Below are 23,138 nucleotides of genomic sequence, written 5' to 3' on the forward strand. Positions count from 1 at the left end.
TAACTTTATTCTTCTTTAGTTATTATTAAGTTCTTTTATTATGTCGTCTACAACTTCTCTTTCATCAAAATGTATTGTTTTATCTTTTAATATTTGATAATCTTCATGACCTTTTCCAGCTATTACTATGACATCATCTTTTTTAGCTATTTCCATTGCTTTTTTTATTGCTTTCCTTCTATTTTCTATTACTATGTAATTATCTTTCTGGATTCCTGATGCTATCTCTTTTATTATAGACATAGGGTCTTCCGTTCGTGGATTATCAGAAGTAATTACTGCAATATCACTTAGATTCGTCCCGATATTACCCATTATAGGTCTTTTTGTATTATCTCTGTCTCCACCACAGCCAAAAACACTTATAAGCTTTCCCTTAGTAAATTCTCTTGCAGTGCTTAATATATTTTTTAGACCATCTGGAGTATGTGCATAATCCACTATAACTTCATATCCAAGATCATAATTTTGAGTTACTATTTCGCAGCGTCCAGGGACACACAACATACCTTCAAGTCCGCCTCTAACAACATCTAAAGATATTCCTTCATTCAAACAGGCTGCTGCACTCCCAAGTGCATTCATGACATTATATCTACCTGGTATATTTAAATTTATATGTACAGACTTACAATTATATGTTAAATCAAATTCCACCCCTCTTGAATGCATATGTATATTACTTGCCTTAACATCAGCAGATTTATCTATAGAATAAGCTATCTTATTCCCCCCTGCATCTTTATATACTCTATTACCATAGGTATCGTCAATATTCACTATTGAATTTAAAGTATTTTTAAAGAGTATTAACTTGGCATTATAATAATTCTCAAAGGTTTTATGAAAATCCAAATGATCCCTCGTTAAATTAGTAAATACCGCTTCACAAAATTTGATTCCATATACCCTATCCAAATACAGTGAATGTGATGAAACCTCCATAACACAATACTGAACACCCTGCTTTACCATTTCTTTAAATAATTCCTGTAATTCTAATGATTCTGGAGTAGTTCTATGACTTGGTATTTTTTTATTACCAATATAATTAGCTATAGTTCCTATAAGTCCAACTTTATATCCTGAGGCCTCTAAAATTGATTTCATCATAAATGTTGAAGTAGTTTTTCCATTAGTTCCTGTAATACCTATTATCTTAAGTTTATCAGCGGGATTACCATAATAATTAGCTCCTGCAATTGCAAGTGTCTTTCTGCTGTCATCTACCTTTAAAACCGTACAATCAGGTAAACTTTCTATTTCCTTGCTGCATATTATAGCTGATGCTCCATTTTTGAATGCACTATTTATATACATATGTCCATCTGTGCTATATCCCTCAATACATATAAATAAATCTCCTTTCCTAACCTTTCTAGAATCATATTGAATCTTTGCTATATCTAAATCATCACTGCCTCTTATAATTTTATAATCGATATTATAAAGAATTTGTTTTAATTCCATATATAAGCACCTCTCTTTTTATACTCAAATGATATTATATAACATTGGCATGCAACTACAGTTAATTATCCATATATTGCATGCCTTATATAAAATAAACTTTTATATATTTTAATCTTACCATAGATATCAATTTTAAACAGAAGATTTATCTGTATATTTTGAATTAATCACAAGCAGGATCTGCCGTAACATCTATTGTCGTCCCTTTTTTTACCTGTTTTCCTGGTTCAACACTCTGATCTGATACTATACCTTCTCCTTCAAAGTTCGCCTTTAATCCTACACTCTGAAATACTTCAACAGCCTTCTCCGGACTTAATCCAGTTATATCAGGAACAGCTACTACTTTATTATAGTTTTCTGCGCTTCCTGTGTAAAGTATAATTTTATCTCCTTCCTTGACTGTATATCCAGGTTTGGGATTCATATCTACTATATACTCACCATTATTATCAAGTTCAGTGTTTAACTTAGCATCCTTTAATAATTTTTGAGCATCTTCCTTCTTCATTCCCCTGACATCAGGAATAACTACATCCTTAAGCATACTTTTCTCTGTTTCTTCCTGAGTTTTATCACCTTTTATACCCATATAATTGAATATATCATTGAAAACCAGTTTAGCTGCAGGAGCTGCAGTTTGTGCAGCGTAATAATTGGATGGATCCGGCTCATCTATAGACAGCAAAACCGTCACTTTTGGATCATTTGCTGGTGCCATTCCAACAAATGAAGATACATATTTCCCGGCTTGATAACCTCCAACCCCGGCTTTTTGTGCAGTTCCCGTTTTCCCGGCTATATGATATCCCTCTATAAAAGCGTTTTTTCCTCCACCTGCTATAACTACGTTTTCAAGATATCCTCTTAATTCAGCCATCTTACTTGAATCCAATATTTTTCTACTGTTGTTTCCCGAAACATCAAATGTCTGATCTATCACATTCTCTTTTGTCAAATCATCATAATGAGTTATCTCCTTCATTACATGCGGTGTTATAAGAGTTCCTCCATTTGCTACTGCATTAACCGCAGTTAGATACTGAATTGCCGAAACCGTATTTGCCTGGCCAAACGAAATGGTTGCAAGATCAATATCAGTTATATTTTGTGTTTTCTTGATTATGCCTTTAGCTTCGCCAGGAAGATCTATACCTGTTTTTTGTCCGAATCCAAATTTCTGTATATATTTATTTAATGTTTCCTTTCCGATCATCTTTCCAAGCTCGGCAAATCCGACATTGCAAGAATTTTTAAGTATATCAGCAAAACTTTGAGTCCCATGTCCTGAACTCTTCCAGCAATGTATTGTTCTATTGCCTATAATTATGCGTCCATTACATGAAAACTTGGTATTCTGATTTACTATTCCTTCTTCAAGAGCTGTTGAAGCCGTTATTACTTTAAATATCGAACCCGGTTCAAATGTATCACTAACTGTCCTATTTCTCCACATCTTTTGAAGTTCATCATAAGGTTTTCCTTTAATCCACGGATCATTTGGATTATAATCTGGCTTATTTACCATAGCAAGTATTTCACCATTTTTAGGGTTCATTACTATTATACTAACCGCTTTAGCCTTATTGTCATTCATAGCCTGAGTTGCAATTTTTTCACAAAATCCCTGAATCATTTCATCTATAGTAAGAACTACATTTTTTCCATCTACAGGTTTTGTATAATCCGAAATCGTATATGGAAGCCCTTCACTCTTCCTGTCTGTTTCAGAAATCCTAACTCCTGGTGTACCAGAAAGTTGCTTATTATAATAAAGCTCAACTCCTGTAAGCCCATTTCCATCCGAATTAGTATGACCTAAAACCTGAGCCAGGAAATTATTATTAGGATAATATCTTTTAGTATCAGCCGATACTAAAATACCCTTCAAATTTAAATTTCTAACATTGTCAGCTTGCTCTTTATCTACTCTTCTCTTTAAATTTAAAGAAGCAAGCGGAAGTCCTCCCGGGAGAGTTTTACTTAATTTTTTAGATACCTCAGCTTTATCCATAGATAGCGCGGATGCTAGTTCAGATGCGACTTTATCTTGAGACAAATTTTTTTCTTTCATTGTCTGTCTTAAAGTATTCATATCCAGATCAATTCTATAGACATTTGCACTTACTGCAAGTTCATGTCCATTTCTATCCAATATCTTTCCCCGCTTAGCATCTATTTTTACCTCGCTTGTCCACTGCGCGATTGCTATTGATTTTAGTTTAGGTGATTGATATACCATTACATATATCATTCTTCCTATGAGACCACACAATAATAATAAAAGAAAACAAAAGATAACTACCATTCTTTTTCTTACAATAACTTTATCTCTATATTCTCTTTTAGCCAAAAATTTTACCTCCAAAAGCATTGCTTAGATAAAATAAATATCTATATACTAATACAAATTTTTCACAAGTTTATTCCATAAATTTTGTCCATTGATTCCTTTAGTTTCTTTTTTAGGTGTTGTATTTATATTTTTTTTATCTAAATCCATATATACTGCCGACTTCTTATCTGGAAATACCATATGTAACCTATTTACCGCCGTACTCTCTATATATTGAATATTATTATATTGAACTAAATTCACCTTTAGTTGTTCATTTTCACTTACCAATTTGTTTATGTTACTATCTATAGCATTTAGCTGCATCTGCATATTATAGATGTTACAGTATCTACCAATAAGTACTAGACCTACTACAAATATGCATATGATGTTTCTCAATGTTTTAACTTTATTTTTTACTCGTTTCTGCTTTAACTTTTTTCTTTTTAGTATTTTTTCTTTATTATTTTCTAAATAATCTTTATTATAATCTGGTATTTCTTCTGGCTTTAAAACAGTGTTTCCATGTATGGTATCAGTATCTTTATTCACCACTATCACTCTATTCACCTCTTATAAATTTTAGAACTAGATTCTTTGAGCCACTCTAAGTTTTGCACTTTTACTTCTTGAATTACTTTCTTTTTCATCATTTGATGGTTCAATTGGTTTCTTAGTAATAATTTTAATCAAAGGCTTTTTCCCACATACACATATCGGAAAATCAGGTGGACAAGTACATGGATTTTCTAATTCTTTAAATTTAACTTTTACCTTCCTATCCTCTAAAGAATGAAATGTTATAATACTAAGTCTTCCGCCTTTATTTAGAAACTTGACACTATCACTAATTGCTTTATTTAATATATCAAGTTCTTTATTGACCTCTATTCTTATAGCTTGAAATGTCTTCTTCGCCGGATGTCCTTTTGTCTGAAATTTCTTAGGTATTGATTTTTTTATAATCTCTACCAATTCTCCCGTAGTCTTTATAGATTCTTTTTCTCTCTTCTCTATTATCCTTTGAGTTATTCTCCTTGCGAACTTTTCTTCACCATAATCTTTAATAACATCAAAGAGCCTTTTTTCACTATATGTATTTATTACATCATATGCAGAAAATTTATTATCTCTATTCATCCTCATATCTAATGGAGCATCCTTCATATAACTGAATCCCCTATCACCTTCATCAAGCTGATAAGAGGATACTCCTAAGTCCATCATAATTCCATCAATCTTTTCTATATCAAGTCTATTTAATATTTCATCTATATTGTAAAAGTTATCATGAACATATGTAATATTATTAAATTGCCTTAATCTTTCTGATGCTGCTTTTAATGCACAGGTATCTTGATCTATTCCTATAAGTTTTCCATCTTCTGAAAGCCTTTTAGCTATTTCATATGAATGACCTCCTCCTCCAATAGTACAATCAACGTATATACCATTTTTATTTATATTAAGTGATTCTATAGTTTCTTCCAACAATACTGGTACATGTTTAAATTTCATAATTTCCTCCCAAACTATATTCCAAGCTTACTCATCTGTTCTGCTAATTCATCAAAATCTATATTAGAATCATTATATTGCTTCCATTTTTCCTTGCTCCATATTTCAACCCTGCTTGATACACCTATACTTACTACTTCTTTTTTAATAACTGCATAATCAAGTAAATTTTGTGGTATTACTATTCTGCTCTGTTTATCCATTTCAAGTTCATTCGCTCCTGAAAAAAAGAATCTTACAAATGCTCTCGCATTTTTATTAGTAAGAGGAAGAGTTTTTAACTTGAGTTCTAAATTTTCCCACTCATTCAAGGTATAAGCATACAAGCATCCATCTAATCCTTTGGTTAATATAAATTTGCTTCCAAGTCCCTCTCTGAATTTAACCGGAACTATCATTCTCTTTTTACTGTCTAGTGCATGCTCATATTCTCCTATAAACATATTTAAAACTCCTATTGTTATTTTGCTCCACTTTACTCCACTTTTAACCACTAGATTTACATATTCTATTTTAACATAAAAATTCCTTCTTTATGTTAATACTTTTTAAAATTTTATTTAAGCATATTAAATTATCGTATCTTGTCGATAAAGTTTTAGTATATAATTTACAATTGTTATATATTTTTAGAATATATCGTATATTGAAATTACTAGTCGCCTAGAGTATAATTTAATAGAACTTTTAATAAATTTTGCTTTAATTTTGCAAAAGAAAGGAATGTACATATATGAAACTTGGAATAGTAGGATTACCTAATGTAGGTAAAAGTACTTTATTTAACGCTATAACCAAAGCAGGAGCCGAATCTGCAAACTATCCATTTTGCACAATAGAGCCAAATGTTGGGGTAGTAAGCGTGCCAGATAATAGATTAGATGTATTAGAAAAAATGTATAATCCGAAAAAGAAGATATATACATCAATAGAATTTTACGACATAGCTGGTTTGGTTAAAGGAGCAAGCAAAGGTGAAGGCCTTGGAAATAAGTTTTTATCACACATAAGAGAAGTTGAAGCGATAGTACATGTGGTTAGATGCTTTGAAGATCCAAACATAGTCCATGTTGATGGTTCAATAGATCCTATTCGTGACATTGAAACTATAAATCTTGAACTTATATTCTCGGATATCGAAGTAATGGACAGAAAAATTGAAAAAATAGCCAAACTCGCCCACGGTGGAATCAAGGAAGCAAAATTTGAATACGAATTAATGTTAAAAATCAAAAAACATTTAGAAGATGGTAAACCCGTAAGAACACTTGATCTTAGTGAGGACGAAGATGAACTCGTAAAAGGATATTTCTTACTCACAACCAAGCCTGTATTATATGTAGCCAATATATCAGAAGACGACTTAATATCAGGAAATACTGAAAATGATTTCGTAAAGAGAGTAAGAGAATTTGCAAAAATAGAAAATTCTGAAGTAATTGTCATCTCCGCAAAAATAGAAGAAGAACTTTCTTCGCTAGATGATGATGAAAAACAAGAAATGCTTGAAGACTATGGGCTTAAAGAAGCCGGTCTCAATAAACTTATAAATTCAAGTTATAAACTTCTAGGTCTTATGAGCTTCATCACTGTTGGATCAGATGAGGTAAGAGCTTGGACTATTAAGAAAGGTACTAAAGCGCCAAAAGCAGCTGGTAAAGTACATACTGATATAGAAAAAGGCTTTATTCGCGCAGAAATAATATCATATGATAAATTAATAGAATGTGGATCTGAAGCAGCAGCAAAAGAAAAGGGATTTTATAGGCTTGAAGGCAAAGATTATATAATGCAGGATGGAGACATTTCACACTTTAGATTTAATGTGTAATTTCTAGTTTAACCAAGAGTCAAATATATATAATATTTGACTCTGATTTATTTTCAAACCAAATTACCGCACCAAATTACAATTATGTCCTTAATTTCTAACCGTTCCCTGTTTTTTCGAATATTTCTTAAGTTCCTTCTTGCTTTCGCGAATTACAGTATCGTAATCTCTGTCCATAAGAACTTCAACTGCATCTTTTAAATTTGACATAGTATAGATATGAAATCTTCCTCTGGCTATTTCTCTTTCAACATCACTTTTCAAAACCAAATTATCTATATTTGATTCAGGAATCAAAACTCCTTTCCCATCAATACCTCGTAAAACTTTACATATATTGAAGAATCCCTCTATTTTTTGATTTACTCCTCCTATAGCTTGAATTTCACCGAGCTGATTTATAGATCCTGTAACAGCTATATTTTGGTTTATTCCAAATTTGTTCAATGCAGAAATTATAGATATTATTTCTGCAACAGAAGCACTATCTCCATCAACTTTTCCATAAACCTGTTCAAAACTAAGATGGAAATCTACAGGTATCTTTTCATATCCACCTATAAGAAAATTAAGATATCCTTTCAATATATTTATGGCCTTACTATGAATATCTCCACTTAAATTTGCATCTCTCTGGACATCAATTATATTTCCATCTCCCTTGTAACATGAACATGTTATTCTTATAGGTCTTCCAAAGGTTACATAACCTGTATCGATTATAGAAAGACCATTGATCTGACCTGCTACCTTGCCTTCAACATTTATTAATATCTTTTTCTCCTTATAGTTTTCATATACCTGTTCTTCTATTAATTCATTCTTGTATGCTACATCTATTATATCCTTTCTCTCTATTTTTTCTCTATTACTTTTAAATGATCTATTGTTTGCAAGTATGAGCAAATTCCCTATTTCACAACCACTCATATAAATCTTGTTTCTATCTTCCGCCTTTCTGGATAAATACTTAGCAAGTTCCTTTATAGCTCCATCCGTAAGTGTATTAATATTATTATCCTTACATATATTATAAGTTTTAGCTATGAAACATTTTTTGGTTTCATCATCTATATTTAAAACCTTTCTTCTCTCGGCTCTTATTTTAAATATTTTTCTAAAATCCTCATCATATGAATAAAGTAAATCATAGGTTCTATAATCACCTATTAATATTACAGTTTCATTAAAACTTATTGACTCAGGCTTTAACCCATTTAAGGACAATAATTCAAGATAACCTCTATTGTAATTTAAGTCCACCTTCCCACTTAAAAAGGTTTTTTTCAAATAATAATAGGCATTTACATTATTTAAGAGACTACTTGCTCTTATAATAAGACATCCTCCATTAGCCTTTAAGAATGACCCTGCTTTTATTAAATTCACATTTGTAATATAAGTTCCATTTTTATTTTCATATTCTATACTTCCTATCAGATTACCTATACTTGGATCATCTTCAAATATTACAGGTGGAAAGCTTGTTTGACTATTATCAACAAGTATGTTTATCACATATTTGCCTATAATCTTATTTATAATTTCCTTGTCGTCATCATAACTTATCGAATATATATTTTTTATATTTTCCTCTATATCACTGCACATGTCATTTAAATATTCTATAACATCATATTCTTCAACAAATTCATTATTATAATTTGATTTTATATCTATAGTTTTATCCTTATAATACTTATTTAATATATTCTTTATCTTATCAATTTCAGATACTTCCATTTCCTTTAATTCATTTAATATATTGTGTGCACTATCTTTTAATTTGCTTATTTTGTCAAGTATATATTCTTTTTCATCTTTCTCAAGTGCACTATATTCTTTTTCACTCATCATAGATCCATCTTCTTTTACAGGAACAAAAGTAAATCCAGTCACAGTTGATTTCATCACAAATCCATAGGCTTTAGAGATTTTTAAAAGCTCATCTATAAGATCATTTTTTCTTTTATCAAGTTTATCAAGTATATCTTCCTTTTCTTTTACCGAAGTATTATTGTAGAATTCATAAGTACTATCAAAATACAAATTCTTTATATCTTCAACTGTCTTTTCTAATACTTTTCCTTTACCGCCCGGCAGTGATAAAACTTTAGGATGTTTCTCGTCTTTACATATGACATAACATATATCTTTAGGTTTACCCTTATGCTTCAAATTGTCTTTTACAAACTTCTTAATTTTATTAAGATCACCTTCAGAGAATTCATCTATAAGATAAACATTATACCCATCCTTATCTATTTCTAACGCTGTTTTTATCTTTTTATATACATCGTAATACTCAGGAGTATCATTAATCCGTCCTCTAATATTTATATTATCAAATTTGAAATCATAAATAACTTTTCGAGGATCTAATTCTCTACTCATATATCATCCTCCTTTCACTGCTTACTATAATAATATTCGTAAAAACAATTTTTAGGAACAATTTTTTAAATATACTTGCAGTCTGGAACATAATTTTATAGAGTATCTATTAATAAATTTCGGGAAAGATATTTATTAATATTGATAAATTAATAAATGCTAAAATTTACTTAAACAATCTATATTGGTTAACATATTTTAAAAAAACTAATACTATGCTATAATATACTTAAATTTTCTTCATGGAAAATATGCTAAAATCACAGCATTTCTTATAAATATTAACGAAAAGGAGTTATACACATGAGTTTTAAAGAAAAAATTTCGCAATATTATACTAAATCCTATTTAAAAAAATACGGGGATAGACTTACTCAGGTTCAAGGTACTGTTGTATCCGTAAAAATAACCAGAAAAACTATCTTGTGGATATTCAATAAATTAAATGTAACCTTACTCGTAAGACCTGAGAGAAGCAAAACCATAGTTAAGTGTTCTTATGTACGAAAAAAGTGGTTTAAAAAACCAAACTTTATTACTATAAATCAGGGTAACCTAGTATTAGCTCAAGGTCTTAAAGGAAAAAGAGGAAAAGAGAATAGAGAACAAATTGAACTTATAAACGTAAGAAATATGACAACTAAAAAGGATCTAGTTCCTATGGAAGGAAAACAACCAAAGGTTAGAAGAATCCAACAAAGAATAAAATAATATAAAATAAAGGTTTGATATAAAAAATCAAACCTTTATTTTATATTGTGACCTCATAACTATTTAAAATAAAGATATAAGCTGTTTATAAGGGCAATTATTCCAGAGAAAAATATTACTATAACCCATTGTCCAATATTTAAAGGACTTGTATGGAATACTCCCTGCATAAATGGTATATATAGTACACACATAATCATTGTTATAGATACAAGAACAGCTCCTATTAAATATTTATTTGTAAACAAATTAATTTCAAATAATGAGTGCCTTTCAGATCTGCATTCAAATACATGAATAAGCTGTGACATTATAAGTGTACATAGTGCAAGAGTTCTACACACATCTAAATCATATCTATAAAATTTTCCACTTATAAAGGCTAAAATAGTGCATATTCCTATTAAAGAACCTCTTATTATTATTTTTTCGCTCAAACCTCTTGCAAATATTCCCTCACTTTTGGGTCTTGGCTTACTCTCCATTATATTTCCATCAGCTGGGTCGACTCCAAGTGCCATTGCTGGAAGTCCATCAGTTGCAAGATTAACTAACAATATTTGTATAGGAAGAAGAGGTGTATCCAAATACATAAGAGAAGCTAAGAACATAGTCAATACCTCTCCAAGATTACACGAAAGAAGATATCTTATAAATTTTCTTATATTATCATAGATTGTTCTTCCTTCTTCTACTGCAGAAACTATAGTGGAAAAATTGTCATCCAAAAGTATCATAGATGATGCTTCTTTAGTGACATCTGTACCAGAAATGCCCATAGCGACTCCAATGTCAGCTTCCTTTACTGCCGGTGCGTCATTAACACCATCACCAGTCATTGCAACAATCTTACCTTTTGATTTAAGTATTTTTACAATTCTAAGCTTATGTCCAGGATTTACACGTGCAAACACAGAAATATGTTCTATTTTATTTGAAAGTTGCTTATCTGTTAAATCATCAAGTTCAGACCCTGTTATGACCTGAGTTGTATCACTGCATATGTCAAGTTCTTTAGCTATTGCAAAAGCAGTATTCTTATGATCTCCTGTTATCATTATAGGCTTTATACCAGCCATTTTACATTTAAGTACAGCATCTTTTGCTTCACGCCTAGGAGGATCTATTATACCTGCGATACCCAAAAATATCAAATTTTCCTCCATACTTTTTCCTTTAACAATCCCCTTTTCCTTATATGCTCCAGCTATACACCTGAGTGCTTTAAATGACATATTTTCTAATGCCTTACTTACATTTTCCCTATACTCAGAAGTAAGCAATTTAACCTCTCCATTATCCAAAATGTATTTACATTTCATAATTACTCTTTCAGGTGCACCTTTAACATAGCAAATATCTTTATTATTCTCTCTTACTATTACTGACATCATTTTTCTATCTGAATCAAACGGATTGTCATATATCCTTCTAGATTTCTCAAGAAAACTTTTTAATAACTTATTATCCTTAAAATAAGCTTTTATAAGTGCTGTTTCAGTGGGATCTCCAAATAGTCCTTTTGAAATATCTTTCTGATTAAAATCGTAATCACAATCATTGCAATAAACAAATGCTTTTTTAAGTAGGGCATTTTCAGGAACTCTTTCTTTATCTGTATAATATATATTTCTATTAAAATACATAGCTTTCACCGTCATTTTGTTTTCAGTAAGTGTTCCTGTTTTATCACTGCATATTATAGATGTACACCCAAGAGTTTCTACCGCCGGGAGCTTTCTAACTAAAGCATTTCTCTTTAACATTCTTGATACTCCGAGTGCCAGGGCAACTGTCACTATTGCTGTAAGTCCTTCTGGAATAGCTGCAACAGCTAAACTCACTCCAAGCAGAAACATCTGATACTTGTCTTCTCCTCTCCATATTCCAGTCAAGGTTACAATAACACATATGGCTATACATATTACGACAAGTATTTTTCCAAGTGAAGCCAGCTTTTCTTTTAGAGGGGACCTTTCATTTTCTATACTATCTAACATACCAGCTATTTTTCCCATTTCAGTTTTCATACCTGTTTGCACTATTCTTCCCTTTGCTTTACCTGTAAGTGCTATAGTACCCATATAAACAAGATTATCCTTAGCTCCCGAATTTTTATTTACCCCAACAGACTCACCAGTTAAAATCGATTCATCTACCATAAAATTGCTGTCCTCTATAAGCATGCAATCTGCTGGCACTCTATCACCACTTTCAACTATAACTAAATCACCAATGACAAGCTCTTCAGTATTTATTACTTTTACAAAGCCATCTCTAATAACTTTTGCTGTTGGAGATGACATCTTTTTTAATGCCTCAAGTGATCTCTCTGTTCTGTATTCCTGTACAAATCCAAGTATAGCATTCATAATCACAATTATAAGTATAGTTATACAATCTGCTTTTTCTCCCATAAAACCAGATATAATAGTTGCAGCAATAAGTACCCAAGTTATGAAATCATTAAACTGTGAAATGAATATTTTAATTGGAGATATTTTTTTCTTTTTTTGTAGTGTATTTGATCCATATTTTTGTAATCTTCTCTCAGCTTCCTTTTGACTAAGTCCACTACGAATTTCTTTTTCGTTTATCAATTCTATCCCTCCAAAAAATCATAGATTAAAACTCACAATCTAATGTAAATATATGATTATCAAATACATTATTATGATTAAAACTATAATTCATAAATTATGCGGCTGAAGAATAAAAATTGATAATACAAGTTTATTATAGGGTTTATAAATGAAAAGTTAATCTATCCACCGGGAGATGCTGCCAAAATCCGGTACTATGAATGCAAGCTTAGATTTACTAGAAATTTTTTACGTGACGTATTTTGGAAATCCCGGCCGGAGCATAAGTTAAGCTTTCAGTTACAAACCCCATACTATTTATTTTTAATCACCTTATAGTGTTAATTTAAAATCACAATCATTAATTTCATTAACTTCTCTTACACCTGCGGATAGCTTGTATAAATAGTCTCTATTTAAAATAATAAGTGAATTTTTATTTTTCCTTATATAATTTTTGCTTATAAAGTTATTCATTATATTATATAAATTTTTCCTACTTACAGATAAAATTTTACAAAGATTATACATGCTTTTGAACTTGAATATACCGTTTTCAGAATTTTTTAAGATGTAAAAAGCAAATGTTTCTTCTTGTTTAAACATGTCCTTCATTATTAATTTCTTGTACATATAATATATTCTTCTACTAGTCTTAAATAAGAAGATTTTTAAAAACTCAGGGTCTTTTTCCAGCTTTTTAAAAGTATCTTTGCCTATTTTTAATAATGTAACATCACTTATAGCAATAATATCGCAAAATAAATTTTGTTCATACATATAACTAATTTTTCCCACGAATTCATTTTTAGAAAGTTCATCTACTAAAAAACTTTTTCCAAATTTAGTTACACATTCTACTTTAACATTTCCATCCAATATAAAAAAAATTTCTTCAAGATTTTCACTAGAATGGGTTATATATTGTCGTCTTTTATAATTCACAATAGATATTTCATTTATATAATCCTTTATATAATCATATATAAAAATGTTTTTTATTTTATCTAACTCCATATACAAATCACCTTTTAAAAATATATGTTTATATTAAAATAAATAACTAGTAATCTAAAAACGCAATTACTTAGTTATTTATTTCTTAATATAAACTCCTATTCTTAATATAACACATTTTATTCTTAATATGACATATCTTATTCTTCAATATATTCCTTTGCTTCTTCTTCACCCTTTAATACTCTAAGTATTCCTAAAGCTAAAGATTCCATTTCATTTTCACCAGGCATAATTTCAACCGGTGCAATGAATTCAACACGCTTTTTAATCCATCTGGTTATCATATCAGAATATGCTATGCCCCCTGTAATAACAATAACATCTACCTTACCTTCTACTACTGTTGAAAGTTCTCCTATTCCTTTAGCAATTTGATATGCCATAGCTTCATAAACAAGTTTTGCTCTTTCATCCCCATTTTTAATCATTTTTTCAACTTCTCTAGCATCAACAGTGTTAAGATAAGCTTTTAATCCACCATTTCCTCTTAGTTTTTTCTTCATAGTCTTTTTATCATATTTCCCTGAATAGCAAAGATCTATAAGTGCATTGCAAGGAACTCTTCCAGCCCTTTCAGGTGAAAATGGTCCTTCATCATCTGCCATTATATCTACCATTTGTCCTTTTCTATGGACATTTACTGATATTCCTCCACCTAAGTGAGCCACAATAAAGTTCATATCTGAATATTTTTTGCCATATTTTTTTGCAACCTTCATTGCCATAGCTCTAGTATTTAATGCATGACTGGTGCTTGTTCTTGGTATATCCGGCATACCCGATATACGGGCAATATCTTTTAATTCATCCACTCTGACAGAATCATATATATAAGCTGATACTCCAATAGAATTTGCTATTTCATAAGCAATTAATGCTCCCAAATTTGAAGCATGCCCTACTATTGGATTATTTTTTAGTCTATCCACCATTGTCTCATTAACTTTATAAGCTCCAGATTTTACCTTTGGTACCATTCCACCTCTTCCAACAACCGCATCTAATTCTTTAACTTCATACCCATTATTCTTTAAAAATGAAAGAACAATATCTTTTCTCATATCAAATTGATCTGCAACATTATCATATCTTTCAATTTCTTCAACTAGATGGTCCAATGTTTTGCAAAACACTTCTTTTTCATCCTTATATAATGCTATTTTTGTAGAAGTAGATCCCGGATTAATTGCTAATATCTTATAACTCATTTACTAAGCCTCCTATTTCTGAGACCTTCCAATTTCAAGTCCTTTTTCAAAGGCTTGTTTGTTTAATGGAAGTAATTTTGGTTTTCTGCTAAGTTTATGTTCAACTGTTTTCCAAACAATTTCAGGAGAAATAATCTCAGTAAATCCTACATATACACCAAGCATAATAACATTAAGAACTTTTGCATTCCCAAGTTCAAGAGCAAGCTCTGTTACAGGCGCAGAAATGATTTTAATATCTTTCCTTATAATTTCTTTCTTAACAATTGAACTGTTAATAAAAAGTCTGCCGCCTTCTTTTAATGTATCAAGAAATTTATCTAATGATGGTTCATTCATAATAATCAAATCATCCATAATGTCACCTAAAGGTGCTCCTATCATTTCGTCCGAAATAACAACGAAGCAGTTTGCTGTACCACCACGCTGCTCAGCTCCATATGATGGGAAGAAAGTAACATTTTTATCCGTAGAATCACAGGTTGCAGATGCTAAAAATTTTCCAAGTGTCATAACACCCTGTCCGCCAAATCCGGCAACACACAAGTTTGTTTCCATATCCTTTAACCTCCTTATTATTTATCTCTTATTACCCCTAATGGATATTCTGGAATCATTTTTTTATCAATAAATTCAAGTGCATCCAGTGGTTCAAGTCCCCAGTTTGTTGGGCAGCTTGTTATGATTTCAACCATTGAAAATCCTTTACCATTTAACTGATTCTCAAAAGCTTTTCTGATTGCATTTTTAGTCTTAATTACATTTCCCGGAGTATTACAGCTTGTACGTTCTAAATATGCTGGAGCTGTAAGCTGATTTAATATTTCGCACATATGCATTGGATAGCCATGTTCTTCAGCTATACGTCCTTTAGGAGCTGTACTTGCTTTCATACCCATTAATGTAGTAGGTGCCATCTGACCTCCTGTCATACCATAAATACCATTGTTTATGAAAATGACAGTAATATTTTCACCACGATTTGCCGCTGAAACTGATTCAGCAAGTCCGATAGAAGCAAAATCGCCATCTCCCTGATACGTATAAACCAATGTATCTGAATTTGCTCTTTTAATACCTGTTGCAACTGCACAAGCACGTCCATGAGGAGCAGTTATAGTGTCATATGCAATGTAATCCATATGAAGTCCACAACATCCGATACCAAGAACACAGGCAGCTTTTTGAGCAAGATTCATTTCTTCTAAAACTTCACCTATTAATTTAATAACTGTACTATGCATACATCCCGGGCAGAAACCGGAAACTTTATCTTCTTGAATTGTTTTTGTTCTTGCATAAACTTCTTCCATCTTCTATCCCCTCCTAGTTTTTATCCATTTTTTAATAGTTTTAATAACAGCTTCACGGCTCATAATGTTGCCGCCTGAACACAGACATGTATCAATTGGGCAGCGCTCTTTAACGCCTTTTTCCACATCATGTAAAAACTGAGCTGGAATAGACATTTCAACATCAATAACAACTTTACACACATCATAATTGATATTATCAAATGTCTTATATGGAAAAGGATTTACAGTAATTGGTCTTATTAATCCAACTTTGATACCCTCTCTGCGAAGAATATCAACAACTGATTTTGATACACGAGCTGAAATACCATAAGCTGCAATAACAATCTCTGCGTCTTCTACCATATATTCTTCTACTTGTACATCTTTTTCCCATGAATCATATAAAGCAGCAGCTTCTTCATTTACACTCTGCATTTTACTTGTTAACCATTGACCTGGTTGAATCCATGATCTATTCTTATAGTCTAATTTATGACCTATACAAGCCCAGTCTTTGTTAGCTTCTTTTAAAGCAGTAACCTCTTCATCCGTTTTCATTTCAGGCAGCACAACTGGTTCCATCATTGTTCCAATAACACCATCACAAAGAATTAAAACAGGGTTTTTGTCTCTTTGTGCATAATCAAATGCTTTGTACGTTAAATCAACAGCCTCCTGAACTGTAGATGGAGCAAATACTAACATTTCAAATCCACCATTACCTGAAGCTTTTGTTGCTTGAAGATAATCCTGCTGGGCTGGTTGAATGGAGCCTACACCAGGACCTCCACGTGATATATTGGCATACACCATTGGTATACGTGCTGATGCACAATATGAAATTCCTTCACTTTTTAGTGATATACCACAACTCGATGATGATGTCATCGCTCTTGTTCCTGTTGAAGCAGCACCATAAACCATGTTTACAGAAGCAACTTCGCTTTCACCTTGTACGAAATTTCCTCCCACTTCAGGAAATCTTCTTGAAAAATATTCTGGAATTTCATTCTGTGGTGTAATAGGATATCCGGCGAAAAATCTACAGCCGGCTCTAACAGCTGCTTCTGCAATAGCTTCGCAGCCTTTCATAAATACTCTAGACATTTTTCTTTTCCTCCTTTTAATTATTTATACACTTCAATTGCTGCATCCGGACACATTCTTGCACACATACAGCATCCGATACAAGCATCCATATTAACCGGTACTACATACTCATAGCCCTTTGAATTTACTTCATGTCCTACAGAAAGTACGCCCCTAGGGCAAAACTTAATACAATATTGACAACTCTTACAGCTTTCTGATCTAATTTCTACCTTTGCCATTTTTATAAAACTCTCCTTTCATAGTTAATCAATCCTTTTTAATCAAAAACTTATCACAAATTATTGGTTCCATGGATATGTCAGATATAAATGAATAGGCATCAAGGGAACATCTGTTTTAGCTTTTACGTTCTCATATAACGCATCACTAACACAGGTAAAATCTATATTCATCAGTGATCCAAGCATTTCAACCGTTTTTAAATTTCCTTCTAATACTTCTTCTGCTGTCGTGGAAATCCCATTGTTAGGATTACTTATTATGTGCACTTTATCTAGTTTAATATGAGATATTTGAAGTATTGATGAGAGTGTTTCATCAATATGGTTTAAATTATCTGACCAAGGCCTGTATACATTCAGCACATAATACACAATTGTATTATCCTGATTTACTTTAGGAGCAAATCCCCCTATAGCACGTGCACCTATGTCATTCCCACCAATATCCATAATTACATAGCAATTTTCATCCTTTAGTAAAAGGTTGACGCCGCCTACAACCGTTGGCGCATCAAAAAACTGTTCTTCATGGTGAAATATAATACCAATTTCCTCAAGCTCTGTTTTTACATCTCTGGATCTAAACAATGGTTTGGTCATATCCATGTCAAAAAAATGTACTGGTTTCTCATTAAGACGAGCAAGGGATTTTGCAAAATTTATTGCAATCTCACTTTTGCCGCTTCCAGCCTCACCAACAAAAATAAAATTTGATTTATTTATTATGAATCTTTTATAATCACCATTCATAAGCGGCCTCCTTTAATTATTTTCCTCATTCCACTTTACACAATTCATTACCTGGCAGCTGATGCAGATAGTACTAGTGATAGATATTTTTCTTCAGCTGAAGATCCTCTAGAAGTCAAAACAATAGGAACTTTAGCTCCAACTATAAGGCCAGCCATCTTCCCACCTGCAGAGCAAATTAGAGCTTTTCCAAGTATATTTCCAGCAGTAATGTTTGGAAAAATTAAAACATCTGCATCACCTACTACAGGACTACTGTATCCTTTTATTTCTGCTGACTCTTTACTCATAGTCAAGTCATAAGATATAGGCCCCTCGACAATACAATTTTTTATTTCTCCTTTTTGATTCATTTCTTTTAATAGACCTGCATCAACAGATTCAGGCATTTTAGGATTAACCTTTTCAACAGCTGCTAAAACTGCAACTTTTGGTTTTTCATATCCCATATCTATGAGCGTACTAACAGCATTTTCAATAATTTGCTTTTTCTCATCCACATTTGGATACATCATCATTCCACCATCGGTAGTTACTAGTAATTTGTGATAATTAGGTATTTCATTAATAACAAAATGGGACATAACCTTCCCCGTTCTAAGTCCGTTTTCTTTATTTACCACTGCCTTTAAAAGATCGGCAGTTTGAATTTTACCCTTCATTATAAAATCTGCTTTATTGCTATTAACAAGTTCTACTGCTTTTGCTGCCGCTGCAGCACCATTCTCTGCATCAATAATAAAACTATCATCTAAATCTTCTTTTAAATCATTTAATATTTCATTTATTTTTGTTTTATTTCCTATCAATACAGGTTCTGCTATATTATCGCCTCTAGCTTTAAATACAGCTTGCAAAGTATGTTTATCCTGTCCTGACACTACTGCTACTATTTTTTTTGATCCTGAGTTTTGAACTTTTCTAATCAATTCTTCAAAATTTTTAAATATCATTTTACCCCTCCTTATATAGCCAATAATTTATATAAGCAATTTTCATGCCAAAATAAGAAAGCAGGCCTAAAGCCTGCTTTTGTGTAAATGTTTTTATTTTATTGTTTCAGTAAATTAACTTCATGTTTCATTTTGTTTACGTTATCTATATTAAGATTTTACTTTTCTCCATAATGCCGTTCTACTTATACCTAGTTTTTTTGCAATTTCATTCTTTGACATTCCGCTATTCTCCAGCATTTGTATTACCTTCTCTTCCACAAATTTATTAATTTGTTTTAAATCCAATACATTTTCATCGCTAACTAATTCACTATTATTTTCTAAAATTTCATTTTCATCCAAATCTACTTCATGGAAAATCAAGTACCTTTGAACAATATTTCTTAACTCCCTTACATTTCCCGGCCATGAATAATTCATTATCTTTTTTTCAATTTTACTCTCAAGTTTAAAATCGCAAGCTTTTTTTGATAATGTCGTGAGATAATGCATGAATAGAGGAATTATATCTTCCTTCCTTTCTCTAAGGGGTGATATGTGCAATTCTAAAGTACTCAATCTATAAAATAAATCACTTCTAAATGTCCCATTTTTAATTTTTCCTTCTAAATTTTCATTAGCAGCTGCAATAATTCTTACATCCAGGGGAATAACATAATCTGATCCTATTCTCATAACTTCTTTTTCTTCCAAAACACGCAAAAGTTTTGCTTGAAGATTTAAAGACATGCTATTTATTTCATCTAAAAATATAGTTCCTCCATGGGCAAGTTCAAACAATCCTGGTTTTCCACCTTTTCTTGCACCTGTAAATGCTCCTTCTTCATAACCAAATAATTCACTTTCCAGAAGACTTTCAGAAATTGCCGCACAGTTAATGGCCACAAAAGGTTCCTTTTTTCTGCTGCTTATATTATGAATACTCTGGGCAAACATTTCTTTACCTGTACCGCTTTCACCATAAATCATGACAGTACTGTCATCTAACCCTATTTTAATAGCCTTTGATACTGTATTTTTCATTATTGGATCATTTGCAATGATGTTTTCAAATTTATACCTAGCAACAAGACCTTTTTTATTTAATTCATATCTTATCTTTTTTTCTAGATTTTGAAGCTTAGTGATATCCTGAAAAGAGCAAAGAACGCCATGAGTTTGTCCATCTATCTTTAACACAGATGTATTAGCTGTAATAACTATGTCAGGCAAGTTTTGTATTTTATTATATTGATTAACCCCACTATTTAAAACACCCATCATAAAAATAAGTTCAGGGCAGACTGTTTCAATACTTTTTTCCATAACATCGGTCCTAGACTTCTTTAATAATTCCCGTGCTCTTTCATTGTATAATATAATTTTTCCACTTTTGTCTATAGCAATAACTGCATCATGTACACCGTCTAAAATCGTATTTAACACTTCATTTCTATAATTTTGTTCATACAAGCTATCCACCAGCTGCTTTGCATGTTCAATCGCATCACAAATGGATTCATTACTTGCACCTATAGAAACATTATCTATCCCTAAATTTTCAGCGTAAATACAAGGAATACCACCACCAACTATTACAACCTCATCTCTTATTTCCTTATATTTATTAATTATGCACTCTATGTTATCCTTATCCTCAAATTTTTCAATTATAATATTCTCGCGAATAACATCCTTCCAATCATCATAACTAAAATACTCTAAATCAGATATAACAATAACTATATCTTTTTTATACTTGCTGGCTCTTTTTACTGCATACAAAATATCCAGCGTACTTATTTTTAAATTTATAACTGGCACATTAACCGTACCTACAGTATGCCGATATCCTCCGCTTCTTGCTATAATAGCATTTGCTCCTCTGCTTTCAAGTATTTTTCCCTGTGATTTCATATTATCAGGATCTAATATCTCTATGATTATTTCTCCTTGTTCAACTTCTTTTCTAAATAAATGTACAACAATATCCTTCAATTTTTCATCCGAAGCAATAAATCCTATTTTTTTTATCATACATATTCTCCCTAAAAATTAAAACTGAAAGTTCCTTTACACTTCTCAGCTTATTGAATTATTTTTTTATCATTATAATCAGTAAATTTTGAAACTTCAACACACCTACACCTACATACCATATCCCCATTAGCATGGATATTCCTATTTGAATGGGTAAAGTTCCCCAATTCATATTTAGCGGAGACATAAGCAATAAAGTTATTGCCCATCCAGATAACCATGCTGGCAGGAATATTATTTTTTTCAATTTAGTACTAGCAATAATTACTGCTAGTCCTCCCAAAATAAATAAAGCACAGAATAACTTAATATTTTCATTTAACTTTACCATATTAATTATTTTAAGTGCTATACACCCCCATAAATCTCCTAGTAAAAAACCTATAGATATTCTAACACCATCTTCTATTTTATTCCCATTTGCAACAAAAATTCCAGCACAAATCAATGCTACAGCACCTGTAGTAATCCCAAAATAAGGGCTTATTACTGCCCATATTGAAGGCAACAGTGCTATTCCTAAAGCTAATGTTAAAATACTTGATTTTCTTTTGTTCATAAAGTACATCTCCCCTTAAAGTCCAATAGTCTAATAGGCTGTTACACTAGTTATCGTAACAGCCTATTAGACTAAAATTTTTAAATGACACTAAACCTTTTATGTGAATTCACAGTATTTTTCAATATTTAACTTTTATCTCTCCGGAATTGTTCCTGTAATAAAGTTATTATAACTTTCCAGATGCCTTCTATACTTATCAGATTTTTTCATATCTGCAATTGTAGATATAGTTTTTCCAATATCATCTCCATGCTTGAATTTTCCAGATAAAGTGTCATGCGCATGTTCTAATTGTTTTTCTTGAAATTCAAATTTCACTTTGCCATCTACAATTTTAATGTCACCCTCTATGCCACATAATTCGCAAATAGCATGTGTAGACCCTTCATCTAAGAAAAAGTTTCTAGAATGACAATGTGGGCAAACGCCTTCTTCTCCTTGATAAGAAGCATTTGCAATATCTTTTGCTGCATTTGCAATATTGATTCCTATTTGATGAACTCTTGCAACTCTTTCATCATCTATAATAATATCAGAAGACCATGGAAATGTTTCATTATTAATAACCTTCCACATTGGAGTTAAAGCCTGCATTGCTGCTCCACACTGAAACTTTGTAGTCCAATCAGAACCACCAATTCCCATGTATGAAATAACTTTATCCTTTAATATTCTTGGATCTGGGGCTTTTCCACCTCTTTCCTTGGCAATTTTAGCTGCTATTACATTGTTTCCCCTATCCATTCTTGGTCCAAAACGATCTGTAATTGTTTGAAAAATTCCAGGCACACCTTTTTCAAAGATTGGAAGTGCCACAACTATTCCATCTGCATCTAACATTTTGTCAAGCAGCCAATCAAAATCATCTTTTAAAACACACATATTCCCTTTTCCCGACATAAGTGCTTGGACACAAGCTGTACATCCAATACAGTGTTTAATATCCAAATCCATAAGACGGATAAATCCAACTTCTGCCCCTGCCTCTTTTGCACCCATAAGGGCTTCTCTGCACATAGCATCATTATTACCGTTCTTTGTTCCTCCTGAAATACCTAAAACTTTCATTTTTAACCTCCAATATTTGATCAGTATAAAAATTTTTTATATATTCATATTTTTAATTACATACAATATAATTTTC

At 31.5% G+C, this 23,138-nt stretch carries 20 protein-coding genes; 2 read left to right on the top strand and 18 right to left on the bottom strand.

Going from position 1 to position 23,138, the window contains the following annotated elements:
* Positions 1–15: 15 nt before the first annotated feature.
* The 5 genes from D4Z93_RS08870 to mraZ form a co-directional block, all read right to left on the bottom strand.
* Positions 16–1,470 carry a UDP-N-acetylmuramoyl-L-alanyl-D-glutamate--2,6-diaminopimelate ligase gene (locus D4Z93_RS08870; protein WP_119972696.1) on the bottom strand — a complete coding sequence of 485 codons (1,455 nt, stop codon included), beginning with the start codon at positions 1,468–1,470 and terminating at the stop codon, positions 16–18.
* Positions 1,471–1,636: 166 nt separating this feature from the next.
* Entirely contained in the window at positions 1,637–3,826 is a 2,190-nt protein-coding gene (locus tag D4Z93_RS08875) for a stage V sporulation protein D (RefSeq protein WP_119972698.1), read from the bottom strand.
* Positions 3,827–3,874: 48 nt separating this feature from the next.
* Entirely contained in the window at positions 3,875–4,372 is a 498-nt protein-coding gene (locus D4Z93_RS08880; protein WP_119972701.1) for a hypothetical protein, read from the bottom strand.
* 27 nt (positions 4,373–4,399) lie between these two features.
* Positions 4,400–5,329, bottom strand: a complete 930-nt coding sequence (rsmH, locus tag D4Z93_RS08885; protein ID WP_119972704.1) for a 16S rRNA (cytosine(1402)-N(4))-methyltransferase RsmH — start codon at positions 5,327–5,329, stop codon at positions 4,400–4,402.
* Positions 5,330–5,343: 14 nt separating this feature from the next.
* Complete coding sequence (gene mraZ, locus D4Z93_RS08890) at positions 5,344–5,772, bottom strand: division/cell wall cluster transcriptional repressor MraZ (RefSeq protein ID WP_119974284.1); 429 nt, start codon at positions 5,770–5,772, stop codon at positions 5,344–5,346.
* A gap of 290 nt (positions 5,773–6,062) precedes the next feature.
* Here mraZ and ychF point away from each other — a divergent pair, with 290 nt between their 5' ends.
* On the top strand, positions 6,063–7,160 hold the full coding sequence (gene ychF, locus D4Z93_RS08895) for a redox-regulated ATPase YchF (RefSeq protein ID WP_119972707.1): 1,098 nt from the start codon (positions 6,063–6,065) through the stop codon (positions 7,158–7,160).
* A gap of 90 nt (positions 7,161–7,250) precedes the next feature.
* Here ychF and D4Z93_RS08900 read toward each other — a convergent pair whose 3' ends face one another.
* Positions 7,251–9,554 carry an AAA family ATPase gene (locus D4Z93_RS08900; protein WP_119972709.1) on the bottom strand — a complete coding sequence of 768 codons (2,304 nt, stop codon included), beginning with the start codon at positions 9,552–9,554 and terminating at the stop codon, positions 7,251–7,253.
* Between the two features lie 303 nt (positions 9,555–9,857).
* On the opposite strand from D4Z93_RS08900, the gene D4Z93_RS08905 reads away from it, so the two are divergent.
* Positions 9,858–10,265, top strand: a complete 408-nt coding sequence (locus D4Z93_RS08905) for a hypothetical protein (protein ID WP_119972711.1) — start codon at positions 9,858–9,860, stop codon at positions 10,263–10,265.
* Positions 10,266–10,324: 59 nt separating this feature from the next.
* Here the strand turns inward: D4Z93_RS08905 and D4Z93_RS08910 are convergent, their stop codons facing one another.
* The 12 genes from D4Z93_RS08910 to D4Z93_RS08965 form a co-directional block, all read right to left on the bottom strand.
* Positions 10,325–12,862 carry a calcium-translocating P-type ATPase, PMCA-type gene (locus D4Z93_RS08910; protein WP_199798433.1) on the bottom strand — a complete coding sequence of 846 codons (2,538 nt, stop codon included), beginning with the start codon at positions 12,860–12,862 and terminating at the stop codon, positions 10,325–10,327.
* Positions 12,863–13,180: 318 nt separating this feature from the next.
* Positions 13,181–13,864 (bottom strand): Crp/Fnr family transcriptional regulator, encoded by a 684-nt coding sequence (locus D4Z93_RS08915; RefSeq protein WP_119972717.1) that lies wholly within the window; start codon positions 13,862–13,864, stop codon positions 13,181–13,183.
* Between the two features lie 140 nt (positions 13,865–14,004).
* Positions 14,005–15,075: a butyrate kinase gene (buk, locus tag D4Z93_RS08920; RefSeq protein ID WP_119972720.1), complete on the bottom strand. Its 1,071-nt coding sequence runs from the start codon at positions 15,073–15,075 to the stop codon at positions 14,005–14,007.
* Positions 15,076–15,087: 12 nt separating this feature from the next.
* Positions 15,088–15,633, bottom strand: a complete 546-nt coding sequence (locus tag D4Z93_RS08925; protein ID WP_119972721.1) for a 2-oxoacid:acceptor oxidoreductase family protein — start codon at positions 15,631–15,633, stop codon at positions 15,088–15,090.
* 17 nt (positions 15,634–15,650) lie between these two features.
* Positions 15,651–16,388, bottom strand: a complete 738-nt coding sequence (locus D4Z93_RS08930; protein ID WP_119972724.1) for a thiamine pyrophosphate-dependent enzyme — start codon at positions 16,386–16,388, stop codon at positions 15,651–15,653.
* A gap of 3 nt (positions 16,389–16,391) precedes the next feature.
* On the bottom strand, positions 16,392–17,480 hold the full coding sequence (gene vorB / locus D4Z93_RS08935) for a 3-methyl-2-oxobutanoate dehydrogenase subunit VorB (protein ID WP_119972726.1): 1,089 nt from the start codon (positions 17,478–17,480) through the stop codon (positions 16,392–16,394).
* 20 nt (positions 17,481–17,500) lie between these two features.
* Positions 17,501–17,704, bottom strand: a complete 204-nt coding sequence (locus D4Z93_RS08940; protein ID WP_199798387.1) for a 4Fe-4S binding protein — start codon at positions 17,702–17,704, stop codon at positions 17,501–17,503.
* Between the two features lie 60 nt (positions 17,705–17,764).
* The gene (locus D4Z93_RS08945; protein ID WP_119972732.1) at positions 17,765–18,457 is read right to left on the bottom strand and encodes a nucleotide-binding protein; all 693 of its coding nucleotides are present in this window, start codon (positions 18,455–18,457) and stop codon (positions 17,765–17,767) included.
* A gap of 47 nt (positions 18,458–18,504) precedes the next feature.
* Positions 18,505–19,410 carry a bifunctional enoyl-CoA hydratase/phosphate acetyltransferase gene (locus D4Z93_RS08950; protein WP_119972735.1) on the bottom strand — a complete coding sequence of 302 codons (906 nt, stop codon included), beginning with the start codon at positions 19,408–19,410 and terminating at the stop codon, positions 18,505–18,507.
* A gap of 150 nt (positions 19,411–19,560) precedes the next feature.
* Entirely contained in the window at positions 19,561–21,429 is a 1,869-nt protein-coding gene (locus tag D4Z93_RS08955) for a sigma 54-interacting transcriptional regulator (protein WP_119972737.1), read from the bottom strand.
* Positions 21,430–21,487: 58 nt separating this feature from the next.
* On the bottom strand, positions 21,488–21,991 hold the full coding sequence (locus D4Z93_RS08960; protein WP_119972740.1) for a DUF1097 domain-containing protein: 504 nt from the start codon (positions 21,989–21,991) through the stop codon (positions 21,488–21,490).
* A 135-nt stretch (positions 21,992–22,126) separates the two neighbouring features.
* A complete protein-coding gene (locus D4Z93_RS08965; protein WP_119972742.1) occupies positions 22,127–23,062 on the bottom strand; it encodes an NAD(P)H-dependent oxidoreductase in 936 nt (311 codons plus the stop codon).
* Positions 23,063–23,138 lie beyond the last annotated feature (76 nt).

Origin of the sequence: Clostridium fermenticellae (genome assembly GCF_003600355.1) — a bacterium.
Taxonomy (GTDB): Bacteria; Bacillota; Clostridia; order Clostridiales; family Clostridiaceae; genus Clostridium_AV; species Clostridium_AV fermenticellae.